General features: G+C 74.8%; 10 protein-coding genes. 7 read left to right on the plus strand and 3 right to left on the minus strand.

Features of this window, described 5'->3' with window-relative positions:
* Positions 1-25 precede the first annotated feature (25 nt).
* The gene (locus tag AB0910_RS29795) at positions 26-1,174 is read right to left on the minus strand and encodes a homoserine O-acetyltransferase (protein WP_366747790.1); all 1,149 of its coding nucleotides are present in this window, start codon (positions 1,172-1,174) and stop codon (positions 26-28) included.
* A complete protein-coding gene (locus tag AB0910_RS29800) occupies positions 1,171-2,547 on the minus strand; it encodes a bifunctional o-acetylhomoserine/o-acetylserine sulfhydrylase (RefSeq protein WP_366747771.1) in 1,377 nt (458 codons plus the stop codon). Before AB0910_RS29800 ends, AB0910_RS29795 begins: the two co-directional genes overlap by 4 nt.
* A 563-nt stretch (positions 2,548-3,110) precedes the next feature.
* Here AB0910_RS29800 and AB0910_RS29805 point away from each other — a divergent pair.
* The 5 genes from AB0910_RS29805 to AB0910_RS29825 all read left to right on the plus strand — a co-directional run bounded on the left by AB0910_RS29805 (position 3,111) and on the right by AB0910_RS29825 (position 8,950).
* A complete protein-coding gene (locus AB0910_RS29805; RefSeq protein WP_366747772.1) occupies positions 3,111-4,445 on the plus strand; it encodes a hypothetical protein in 1,335 nt (444 codons plus the stop codon).
* Positions 4,446-5,137: 692 nt separating this feature from the next.
* Complete coding sequence (locus tag AB0910_RS29810; RefSeq protein ID WP_366747773.1) at positions 5,138-5,947, plus strand: ABC transporter permease; 810 nt, start codon at positions 5,138-5,140, stop codon at positions 5,945-5,947.
* Entirely contained in the window at positions 5,944-6,846 is a 903-nt protein-coding gene (locus tag AB0910_RS29815) for an ABC transporter ATP-binding protein (protein ID WP_366747774.1), read from the plus strand. Before AB0910_RS29810 ends, AB0910_RS29815 begins: the two co-directional genes overlap by 4 nt.
* Positions 6,839-7,966 (plus strand): ABC transporter substrate-binding protein, encoded by a 1,128-nt coding sequence (locus AB0910_RS29820; protein WP_366747775.1) that lies wholly within the window; start codon positions 6,839-6,841, stop codon positions 7,964-7,966. Before AB0910_RS29815 ends, AB0910_RS29820 begins: the two co-directional genes overlap by 8 nt.
* Before the next feature lie 81 nt (positions 7,967-8,047).
* Positions 8,048-8,950: an ABC transporter substrate-binding protein gene (locus AB0910_RS29825; RefSeq protein ID WP_366747776.1), complete on the plus strand. Its 903-nt coding sequence runs from the start codon at positions 8,048-8,050 to the stop codon at positions 8,948-8,950.
* A gap of 222 nt (positions 8,951-9,172) precedes the next feature.
* On the opposite strand, the gene AB0910_RS29830 is transcribed toward AB0910_RS29825, so the two are convergent.
* Positions 9,173-9,631, minus strand: coding sequence for a hypothetical protein (locus AB0910_RS29830; RefSeq protein ID WP_366747791.1), 459 nt, complete (start codon positions 9,629-9,631; stop codon positions 9,173-9,175).
* Positions 9,632-9,818: 187 nt separating this feature from the next.
* Between AB0910_RS29830 and AB0910_RS29835 the strand changes: the two genes are divergently transcribed.
* Together AB0910_RS29835 and AB0910_RS29840 are read left to right on the plus strand one after the other, a co-directional pair.
* Positions 9,819-10,979, plus strand: a complete 1,161-nt coding sequence (locus AB0910_RS29835; RefSeq protein WP_366747777.1) for a histidine kinase — start codon at positions 9,819-9,821, stop codon at positions 10,977-10,979.
* Complete coding sequence (locus AB0910_RS29840; RefSeq protein WP_366747778.1) at positions 10,972-11,631, plus strand: response regulator transcription factor; 660 nt, start codon at positions 10,972-10,974, stop codon at positions 11,629-11,631. The genes AB0910_RS29835 and AB0910_RS29840 overlap by 8 nt, the downstream gene beginning before the upstream one ends.
* Positions 11,632-11,883 lie beyond the last annotated feature (252 nt).

Consider the following 11,883-nt stretch of genomic DNA (forward strand, 5'->3'; position numbering starts at 1 on the left):
GCCGGGTGGCCGCGGCCCGCCCGCGTCAGACCGGTTGCGTCAGCGCCGCGAGCAGCGCGCCGACCTGCCCGGTCTCGACCAGGAAGCCGTCGTGCCCGTGCGCCGACGTGATCACCCGCGGCGGCCAGGCGCCCCGGATGCCCTCGGCCAGCTCCCTCTGCTGGTACAGCGGGTAGAGGCGGTCCGAGTCGACGCCCGCCACCACGGTTCGGGCCTTCACCCGCCGCAGCGCGGCCCGCGTGCCGCCGCGTCCCCGCCCCACGTCGTGCCTGTTCATGGCCTGTGTCAGCACCACGTACGACGCCGCGTCGAAGCGGCGCACCAGGCGGTCGGCGTGGTGGTCGAGATAGGACTCCACCTGGTACCTGCCGCCGCGGTACGGGTCCTCGGCGCCCTGCGGCAGCCGGCCGAACCGCTCCTGGAACTCCGCCTCGCTGCGGTAGGTCACCTGGGCGAGCCGCCGGGCGAGCCCGAGCCCGGTGTGCGGCCCCCGGCCCGGAGCCGCACCGTGGTAGTCGCCGCCGTGCCAGCGCGGATCGGCCCTGATGGCCCCCAACTGGACGCGGGCCCAGGCGATCTGCTCCGCGCTCGCCGCGGCAGGACACGCGAGCACCAGCAGCGACCGCACGCTCTCGGGGCGGGACACGGCCCACTCCAGCGCGCGCATGCCGCCCATCGAACCGCCGACCACGAGCGCCCACCTGCGGATGCCGAGCGCCCCGGCCAACTCCGCCTCGGCCGCGACCTGGTCGCGCTGTGTCAGGTCGGGGAAGGCCGAGCCCCAGACCCGGCCGTCCGGCCGGAGCGACGCCGGGCCCGTGGTGCCCTGGCAACCGCCGAGCACATTGGGCGCCACGACATGGAACCTGTCGGTGTCCAGCGCGCGACCGGGGCCGATCAGGCCGTCCCACCACCCCGCCGTGGGATGGCCGGGCCCGGCAGGGCCCGCCGCATGGCTGTCGCCGGTCAGCGCGTGCAGGACCAGCACCGCGTTGGAGGCGTCGGCGGCGAGGCGCCCCCAGGTCTCGTACGCGATCCGCACGCCCGGCAGTTCGCCGCCGGACTCCAGCGGCAGCGGCCGCCCCAGCGCGTGCCAGCGACGCCGCCCCGGCGGGCCCCCCGCCCGCCAGGCCCCGGAGGCCGGCGGCGGGTCCGCCGGCCGGGAGCCGCTCAGGAGGCGCCCTTCCCCGCGCCCGTGCCCTTCGCGGCGCGGAACCCGGCCTCCAGATCGGCCTTCAGATCGGCGAGGTGCTCGATCCCGACCGACAGCCGCACCAGCCCAGGAGCGGTGCCCGTGGCCCTCAACTGCTCCTCGGCCAGCTGACTGTGGGTGGTGGACGCGGGATGGATGACGAGGCTGCGCACGTCCCCGATGTTCGCCAGATGGCTGAAGAGTTCGAGACCGTCCACGAACCGCTTGCCCGCCTCGATGCCGTCGCGCAGCTCGAACGCCACCACCGCGCCCGCGCCGTTCGGCAGGTAGCGCAGGCCCGCCTCGTACCACCGGTTGGACGGCAGCCCGGGATAGTGCACCACCGCGACCTCGTCGCGCCCCTCCAGCCACTCGGCGAGCGCCTGCGCGTTGGCCGAGTGCCGCTCGATGCGCAGGCTCAGCGTCTCCACGCCCTGGAGCAGCAGGAACGCCGAGTGCGGCGAGAGCGCGGGGCCCACGTCGCGCAACAGCTGCACCCGCAGCTTCACCGCGAACGCCCCGGGACCGAGGTCGGGCCAGTACCGCAGCCCGTGGTAGCTGGGGTCCGGCTCGTTGAAGTCGGGGAAGCGGCCCGTCTCTGCGCCGAAGTCGAAGGTGCCGCCGTCGACCACGACGCCCGCGATGGTGGTGCCGTGCCCGCCGAGGAACTTCGTCGCCGAGTGCACGACGAGGTCGGCGCCGTGCTCGACCGGCCGCAGCAGGTACGGAGTCGGCACCGTGTTGTCCACGATCAGCGGCACCCCCGCGGCGTGCGCCGCGTCGGCGACCGCGCGCACGTCCAGGACGTTGCCGCGCGGATTGCCGAGTGTCTCCGCGAACAGGGCCTTCGTGCGCGGCCCGATCGCGGCCCGCCACGCGTCGATGTCGTCAGGATCGTCGACGAACGTCACGTCGATCCCGAACTTCGGCAGCGTGTGCCGGAAGAGGTTGTACGTGCCCCCGTACAGCGAGGCGCTGGAGACGATGTGGTCCCCGGCGCGCGCCACCGTCAGGATCGCCAGCGTCTCCGCCGCCTGCCCGGACGCCAGCGCCACCGCGGCGACACCACCCTCCAGCGCGGCGACGCGCTGCTCGAAGACGTCCTGCGTGGGGTTGTGCAGCCGGGTGTAGATGTTCCCGGGCTCGGCGAGCGAGAACAGGTCCGCGGCGTGCCGGGTGTCGCGGAAGACGTACGAGGACGTCTGGTAGATCGGGACGGCGCGGGCGCCGGTGGCCGGGTCGGGCGCGGCGCCCGCGTGCACCTGCTTGGTCTCGAACGACCAGGCGGAGGTGTCGGGCCCGGCCGCGGCCCCCTCGGGGACGTCGGCGGCTGCGGGTTCGGTGGACCGGGTCATGGTTCTCCCTTGTGCGGACGGGGGTGTGGGGACGCGGGGAAGCAGCCCCGCGGGCGCGCACCGGCGGGACGGTGGAGGACATCCGGGGCGGTGGAGGACGTCGGGGCCCGCGGGACGTGCGGTGCGGCGGACGGCCGCCGGACGCGCGGGCAGGGCGGCGCACGGCGGCGGGGCACCCGGCCGGTGCGACGCACGGCCGTAGGCACCGGGCGGGCAGGGGGCCGCCCTCACGGCGGACCGTGCCTGCCTGCCCGCCGTCAGCCGTCCGTGGTCAGCCGTCCGTGGCGCGGCGCCCGCGGGGACAGGGGCAGCGACCCCAGGAGCGCGGTGTCAGCGCGCGGCGGGACACCCTGCGCTGCTGACACGCATGTAGTCCACGTGTCGACGGATCACCAGCATGGCCATGGCGCCAGCACACCACGGACCCTTTCCGCCGGGCCAGCGTCCCGCCGTGACAAGTGTGTGAACTCGCCTTTCCGTACGCCCCAGTTCACGCCCGAGCGGGTCCCGTGCGCGCCCTGCCCGGCTTGACACCGGTGGGGGCCGCGTCTGTAATCACGGACGTGGTGACGTCTGACACGAGCGTGGCGGCGGCGCCGCCACGCTGCCCGGTCCCCGGGCACGAGCAGAGCAAGGTCGTCCTGGGCGGGCGGTACGGCACGCCGGGGCGGCGGCGGCAGCTCTACGTCTGCAACATGCCCAAGCCCGGCTCCACCTCCTCCTCCCACCGCTTCTCCGCGCCGCTGACCGTCCCGTACCCGGGGGCGGAGCCGACGGAGAAGCGGACGGAGGAGGACCGGGCCAAGGAGGCCGAGGAGCTGCGCACCGCGCGCAAGTACCAGTTCACGGCGTACGACATCGCCTCGGGCCTCGTCCTGGTCGGCCGCGGCACGAGCTACGCCCAGGCGGGCCACGACGTGCGCGAGCGCGCGGCCCGCCGCTGGGGCCCGGCCGCCGCGGGCGACGCGGCGCGCAGGCACGGCACCCTCGTCTCCGACTGGGTCGAGGTCTACGCGGAGGCGCTCTGGCGGGCCCAGGCGCCCTGCCAGGACACGTGGCCCGACACGGTCCTCGTCGGCGTGCTGCCGCTGCTCGCGCCGGGACCCGGCGGGCGCGGTGGCGCGCCCGCCCTGGCGTTCTCCGTCTTCGTCGCTCTCACCCACCGGCCAGGGGCTCGGCCCGCGATCTTCGCGATCCGCCTGTCGACCGGCACGGGCGCGGCCCACTGGGCCTCGTTCCTGCGGGAGTTGGACCGGGAGCGCGCCGGGGCGCCGGCCCGGGTCGTCGGTGACGGCTCGCCCGCGCTCGCCACCGCCGTGCGGCGGGTGTGGCCCGCGGAGGGCGGCGCCGGCACTCCGCGTCCCGTCCTCTGGTACGACGAGCACCTGCTGCGCGAGGAGGCCAGGCGCATCTGCCGGGACCACGGCCTCGACCGCAGGGAGGGCCGCCTGTGGCAGGCGCTCCAGCGGGGCTGGCGCGGCCGCGCCGACTGGGACCGCTTCGCCGCGGAGGCGCGCCGCCACGCCGTCCCCGAACTCGACCGCTGGCTGGCCTTCGCCGGGCCCGTGATGGAGCGCCAACTCGCGGCGCGCGACCGGGGCAGGCCCGTGTCGCGCCGCCCGGTGCGCGCCGCGCTCGCCGAGCTCGAACGGCGGCTCGGTACCCGCCGCGCCGCCTTCGGCAACAGGGCGCGCACCGAGCGGCTGCTGCGGCTGATGGCGCTCGACGTCTCGGGCGTGGCACGGGTGCACGCCTGGACCGACCTGATCTGCGTCTGGCTCGAACGCTCCGGCGGGCGGCCCGCCTCCTCGCAGCGCCGGATCACCGACCGCGGCGGCAGGTCCTCGCTCCGCTCCCGGACCGACGCGAACGGGGCCGCCAACCACTCCGCTTCGTGAGGGAGTTGGCGAAGCCGCCACGGCCGGGCCGCCGGGCGCGCTGCCGTGCCGCGCCGCCCGGGCCCTCGCGGGCCGGGGCACCGGGCGTCATGTCAATGAAATGCGATGCCTGTTGACACCCGGAAAGGCCCCCGCGCATACTCGTTCGCATGAACCCGGCTGCTGACCTTCTCGTGCGGCGACGGTACCTGGACTTCGTTCTCTACAGCGGGGCCGTCTGTCGCTGATAGCGCACGCCCGGCGCGCACCGGCGCGCCGCGGCCCGATCCCGTACCGCCGCGGCGGACCCCCGGGATCCCTGCACCTTCCGAGCGTCCCGCGCACCCGGCGGCCACGGCTCCCGTGGGCGTCCGCGCGCCGCTGACCGGGCTTCAACGACCGCCGTACGGCCGGGAGTCACCCTTCACCGTGCGGCACAGCCCCGCGCCCTGACGCCTCCGTGCGGACGGCGGCCACCGCCCCTGCCCGTACCCACCGCGTCCCGCGCACCGCCCCTGCCGCCGCCCCACCGCATCCACAGGTCGCGGGGCGCGGCGCCCTCCCGTGTCTTTCCCCGGCACGTTCCGCGCTCCTTTCCTGCCCTTTCCGCGACCGTGCGCCCGGGTGGCCCACCCGTCCCCGGTACCGGTCCCGGTCCCCGCCCGCCATCCGACACCCGTCCGCCGCAGCGCCCGAGCAACGGAGGATTTCCCGTGCCCGCTTCAGCCGAGACCCCGAGGGGCTCGCGGAGCAGCCGCGTCCGCAGGCTGGTACTGCCCCTGGTCTCCATCGTGGCCGGCCTCGCGGTGTGGCAGCTCGTGATCACCGTCTTCAGCCCCAACCCGCTCGCCGTCGTCGGCCCGGCCCAGATCGCCAGGGACGCCGCGGCCCTGTTCGGCGCCGGCACACTCGGGCCCGACATCGGCCTCAGCCTCGCCCAACTGCTCATCGGCCTCGCGATCGCCACGGCCGTGGGCGTGCCGGCCGGACTGCTGCTCGGCACCAGCCGCCCGCTCGCCGCGGCGCTCGGGCCCTGGGTGACCGCGCTCTACACGATCCCCGTGATCGCGGTGGCGCCGCTGGTCATTGTCGGCCTCGGCTTCGGTTTCACCGCCAAGGTCGCGATCGTCGCGGCCTCGGGGTTCTTCCCGCTCGTCATCAACACCCAGGCGGGCGCGGCCTCCGTCGTCGGCGGCGGACTGCGGGACGTGACCCGCGCGTTCCGCGCCAACGCCTTCGAGACGCTGTGCCACCTCACCCTCCCCGGCACCGCACCGCACATCCTCACCGGACTGCGGCTGGCCATCGGCCGCGCCCTGATCGCGCTCGTCGCCGCCGACCTGTTCGGCTCCACCTCGGGCCTGGGCTACCTCATCATCTCCGGCCAGCAGAACCTCAAGACCGATGACGTCTACGTCGGTGTGGTCACGCTCAGTGTGATCGGCATCGTCCTCACCGCACTCGTCGCGTTCTTCGAACGCCGCATGAACGAGGCCCGTACCGCCCGGACGGAGCAGGCATGAACACACTGGACGAACCGGCCGCCCACGCGGCACAGGTCATCGAGGTCCACGGGGCGTACGCGCACTACAGGACCGCCTCAGGGCCCCTGCCCGTCCTCGACGGCGTGGACCTGGCCGTCGGGCGCGGGGAGGTGCTCGCCGTCGTGGGACCGAGCGGCTGCGGCAAGACCACACTGCTCAAGTCCCTCCAGGGCCTCGCCTCGCTCGACCGGGGCAGTGTCACACTCCAGGGGCGGCCGCCCGAAGCAGGCAGCACCGACACCGGGTACGTCTTCCAGCAGCCCTCGCTCTTCCCCTGGTGGAGCGTGCGCAAGAACATCGAGTTCGGGCTGCGGCTACGGGCGCACAGCGGCCGGCCGAGCGCCGCGCGGCGCCGGGCGCGCGCCGACGAACTGCTCGAACTCGTGGGCCTCACCGGCTTCCACGACTTCAGGCCCGCCGCGCTCTCCGGTGGCATGCAGCAGCGCGTCAACCTCGCCCGCGCACTCGCCACCGACCCGGTGGCCCTGCTGCTGGACGAGCCGTTCAGCGCCGTGGACACCCTCACCCGCGAACGGCTCCAGCGCGTACTGTCCGCGACCCTGCACGCCCTCGGCACGGCGGCCGTCATCGTCACCCACGACATCCACGAGGCGGTCTTCCTCGGCGACCGCGTCGCGGTGATGAGCGAACGGCCCGGACGCATCGTGGAGACCTTCGAGGTCGACGAGAAGCGCCCGCGCACCGAGGAGTTCCAGCACGGCGAGTACATCGCCGCCGTCAGCGCCCGCGTCTACCAGCGCCTCCGCAGCGGCGACGAGCGGGCCAGCGCCTCCGAACTCGCCATGACCCGGGGACCGGTGGCCGCGCGGTCGCCCGAGCCCCGCCGACCCCTGAGAAAAGGCACCGCCGATGCGTGAACCGCATGCACCCGACGCAAGGCCCCCACGGGCCGCCCGCACCCCCGGCGGACCACGCGTCCGCCGCGCCCTCGCCCTCGCCACGGCGGGCGCGCTGTCCGCCCTGCTCGCCGGGTGCGGCTCGGGATCCGCCGCGGCGGACCACACCGGCGCGAAGGGCTCGGCGACGGCCCTGACGGTGCCCACGGCCTCGGTGTCCGCGGCCCAGGGAGCCTTCCAGTACACCCTGCAGAAGGGCTTCTTCCGCAAGAACGGGCTCTCCGTCACCACCCCGCTCTCCGCCGAGGGCCAGCTCAAGGCGGCCTTCGTGGCGGGCTCCGTCGCCTTCGACCAGCTGGCCGGCGGCGACGTGCTCGACCTGTACGCCAAGCACGTGCCGATCACCGCGATCGGCTGCGTCGCCAAGAGCAACGGCTACTACGTCTACGCCCGCAAGGGGACCTCCTCGCTCGCGGATCTCCGGGGCAGGACCGTGGGTGTGCCCTCGCTCGGCGGCGCCCCGCAGGTCGCCCTCCAGGCGTACCTGCGCTCCAAGGGGCTCGACCCGGGCGCGGTGAAGTTCGTGGCGCTGGGTTCGATCCCCAACGTGCTGACCGCGCTCACCAGCGGCAAGGTCGACAGCGGCCTGCTCTCCACGCCCTTCAACTTCCGTGCGGACAAGGCGGGTCTGGCCCGACTCGGCTACGCGCTCGGACCGCCGAGCCCGTACGTCGTCTCCACCGACTGGGCGAAGAAGAACCCCGAGGCGGTGACCGCGGTCCTCAAGAGCCTGGCCGAGGGCGCCTGGTCGTATCAGACGCACAAGGCCGACGGGGTGAAGACGCTCGGCGCCTTCCTCCACCTCGACCCCGCGAAACCGGCCGACGCGGCCACGCTCGGCAAGAGCTTCGACGCCTACCTGCCGCCGGTCCAGGCGCCCGTCGGCCGGTGCGACACGGCGGACTTCGCACCGTACGTCCGTTACCAACCGGCCGCCCAACAGGCGGCGTTGAAGAACCTCACCCCGCTCGTGGACAACTCCTACGTCGACGCCCTCGCCAAGCAGGGCTTCTACCAGGGCCTGCAGAAGACGTACGGCCCGCTGCCCAAGGACACCACCGTCGCGCAGGTCCTGCGCTGACGTCCGCGCGCCCGCCCGCGCGGTGCACGGCGCGGGCGGCGCATCCCCACCCGCCCACCGGTTTACAGGAAGGCCGCCACCATGGCACTCAAGAAGATCGTCAGTGAGACGTCGAGCCCCGTCTTCTCCCTGCCCTACTTCGTCGCACGCGACGAGGGGTACTTCGCCGAGGAGGGACTCGACGTCGAGCTGGTGCGCAAGGGGCAGCGCGAGGCGGTGCTCAAGCCCGTCGAGGACCACACCCTGATCTCCGCGTTCAGCGGCAACTCCGCCTTCGAGGCCGGTGACGCGTCCCTCTACCGCGCCTGCGAGTGGGGGCAGATCCGCCGCTCGTACGACAGCGAGGCGGGCGGCCAGGTCGTCAGCAAGCGCGCGGCCATCGGCAGCCAGGCCATCTTCGTCAGGCCCGACGACCCGGCCAACCACCCGCAGGATCTGGCGGGCCGCACCGTCGGGGTCAACTTCCACCACGGGTCCCACTACATCGGCATCCAGACGCTTGAGGGCTTCCTCAGGAAGGAGGAGATCAACATCGTCCACGTCGGCGGCCCGAAGGAGCGGTTCGAGGCGCTGCGCGACGGCAAGGTCGCGGCGGCCGCGGTGATGGAGCCGTGGATCACCGTCGCGGAGAAGCTCGGCTACAAGCTGATCGCCGAGGCGTTCTACGTCGGCGCCGAGATCGCGGCCCCCGGCATGGACCCGGAGACCTTCACCGCGATCCAGCGCGCGGTGGTCAAGGCCGTACACAAGATCAACGAGGACCCGAAGCCGTACCTGCACTACCTCATCGCCGACGTGCCCGAGGAGGTCGTGCACCTCGACCCGTCCGACTTCCGCCGCGACCGCCTGCGGTACGCGGAGCCGGCGCCGTACCCGGTCGCCGAGTTCCAGCGCACGTACGACTGGATGGTCGACTGGGACCTGATCCCCGAGGACGCCGACTTCGGGCAGATCGTCGACAACCGCCTCCAGATCGCACTCTGACGGCCAAGCCGGCGACCGGGGCAGGGCCGCAGGCCCGCCACGGCCGCCGCGCGGGCCCGACCGCCCGGCGCCGGCGGCCGGGCCCCGGTCCCGACGGCCTTCGCCGACGGAGACCGGGCCCGGTCACCCGGCCGCGCTGAGCCGGCCGCCCCCTCCCGGGGGCGCGGGGTCGTGGGGCCCGGCCGTGGGGACGCCCCCGCCCACGGCCCCCCGGCCGCCAGTTCACCCGGTCGGGGCCCCCGTGCGGGCGCGGGCGTTGAGGACCTGGCGCTGTGCCAGCAGCACCACGCCGAAGTAGAGCAGGATCGTCACTTGGCCGAGGCCCGCGGCCACCGTGGTGTCCATCAGGAAGTGCTGGGCGATGCCGGCGATCCACAGAAGACCCGTCAGCCAGGTGCCGCGCCGGACCACCTGGCCGCCCCTGACGGCGAGCCGCACGGTGAACGCCCGTACCGTAGCGAGCCCCACCCCCACCAGGAGGCTCGCGAGCAGTATCGCCGCGTCGTGGCCCGACAGCGGATGGTGCCCGGCAAAGGCGACGGTCTCCACCGCGCCGACCACCACCAGCACGAGGGCGACCCGCGACTTCTCCTTCAGCGGCCGCTCGGAGAGCTGCCGGACGAGCAGCCACGCGAGGACGGCCGCGGTGACGGCGAGGTTGGCGAACGACGCGCTGCCCATGACCACGGGACCCTTCCCTGGGAGACCGCCCGGCCGCTGCCGCCGGCCGGGCCCGCCGGACCGGCCGGCACACCACCACCATGGCCGGGCGCACGGGCCGCGCGGATCAGCCGCCGGGGTGGAGATAAAGGTGGAGAACGCGCCGCCGGGCCGGGTCGCCCGCCGCGTCCCCGGCCATGATGGAGACGTGCCATTCGAGAGCGCGCGCGGCTTCGCGCCCGGCCCCTTCAGGGAGGGCCTCGACGCGTCCCGTCTCCGCAGGATGCTGCTCGGCGCCCTCGCCATCGGGGTCGCCGCGTTCCTCCAGGCCGGCACGCGCCGGGCGCCGGAAGCCGCGTCCGTGCTCTGCTACGCGCTGCTCGCGCTCTGGACCGCCGTCACGGTCCTGCGGCACCGGATGGCGAGGCCCTGGCCGAGCGCCGCCTGGGCCGTGGTCCTCGTCGGCGGCGCGGTCAGCGCGGGCCTCGACGCGGGCGAGCCCTCCGGCGCGACGTTCCTCACCGGGGCCGGGCTGTTCCTGCTGACCTCCACCGTCGACACGGCGCTCCCGCTGATCGGGTGGTCGCTCGCCGCCGCGGCCCTCGGCCACGGCCTCGCGCTCGCGCTGACGGGCGGCGCCCCCGCCGATGCCGCCAACACCCTGGTCTCAGCCGTGCTGGGCGGCGGCTTCGGCCTGCTCGCCCGGCTCTCCGGCCTCGACAGGCGGGCCCAGCGCGAGAGCGCGGAGCGGCGGGCCGAGCGCGCGGTCCTGGAGGAGCGTGCCAGGATCGCCAGGGACCTCCACGACGTGCTCGCGCACTCCCTCGGCGGCCTCGTCATCCAGCTCGACGCGCTGGACGCCGTCAGCACGGCGCACGGCGCCGACGCCGACGTCGTCGGCCGCGTACGCGGGGCACGCGAGAGCGCCGCCGAAGGCCTGGTCGCGGCGCGCCGCGCCGTGGCGGCGCTGCGCCGGCTCCCCTCCGGCATCGACGCGGCGCTCGCCGAGGTCGCGGCCGGTGCGCGGGCCCTCGGCGCGGACGTCTCCGTGGAGCTGCGCGGCGATCCGGCGCGGGTGCCCGCGCCCGTCGCCGAGGTGCTCGCCTCGGTCACCGTCGAGGCGCTGACCAACGCGCGCAAGCATGCACGGGGCACGCACGTGGAGGTCCTGGTGGAGGCGGGCAGGGAGGCCGCGGTCCTGCGGGTCGCCAACCCGCTGCCCCCACCCGGCGCGTCCGGCGGCGCCCTGCCGCCGGGCGGCCACGGGATCGCCGGGATGCGGGAGAGGGCGCGCCTGGTCGGCGGCACGCTCGACGCGCGCGGACGAGAGGGAGTGTGGAGCGTGGAATGCCGGGTGCCCTATGAGTGAGCGGCCCGTCAGGGTGGTGGTGGCGGACGACCAGGCCGCCGTGCGCGACGGCCTCGTCACCATCCTCGAACACGAGGAGGAGGTCGAGGTCGTCGGCACCGCGGCGGACGGCGCGCAGGCCGTCGCCGAGGCGCGCCGCCTCGCGCCCGCCGTGGTCCTGATGGACCTGCGGATGCCGGGCGTCGACGGCGTCGAGGCCACGCGGGCGATCGCGGCCTTCCCGCCGCCCGCGCCCGCGGTGCTCGTCCTGACCACCTACGCGGACGACGAGTCCATCGTCGGCGCGCTGCGCGCGGGCGCCGCCGGGTATCTCACCAAGAGCGCGGGCCGGGCGCAGATCGTCTCCGCGATCACCGCGACCGCGGACGGGCACAGGACCTTCGCGCCCGAGATCGCGTCGGTCATGGTGCGGGGCCTCTCGGCGCGCAGCGCCCTCGAACGGGTCGCGGCCCGCCACTCCCTCACCGTGCAGGAGACCCGGGTGCTCGAACTGATCGCGGAGCGCCGCGGCAACCGCTCGGTGGCCGAGACCCTGTACGTCTCGGTCGCGACGGTGAAGACGCATGTCAACAACCTGTTCGCGAAGCTGGGCGTGGCCAACCGCGCAGAGGCCGCGGCCCTGCTCGACCGCGAGCGGCACCCCGGCGCCTGACCCGCGGGTACCCGGCCCGCCCCTACGCGGACCGGACACGCGCTCCGGCCGGTGCGGGCCGCGGGGAGCGGCCCGGCGCGCCACGCGGGGAGGCGGTCGCGCGTCGGACGCGCACCCTCACGGCCGCCGGGGCGGCCGTACGTGCATGACCACGGCGCGGCCATGTACTAGAGTTATCTCGACATCGAGATACTTGTCGAAGGCGTACCGCGGCCTGCGACAAGGTAAGGCTACCCTAACTAAGTCTTACCT

Origin of the sequence: Streptomyces sp. NPDC047002, assembly GCF_040704505.1 — a bacterium.
Classification (GTDB): domain Bacteria; phylum Actinomycetota; class Actinomycetes; order Streptomycetales; family Streptomycetaceae; genus Streptomyces.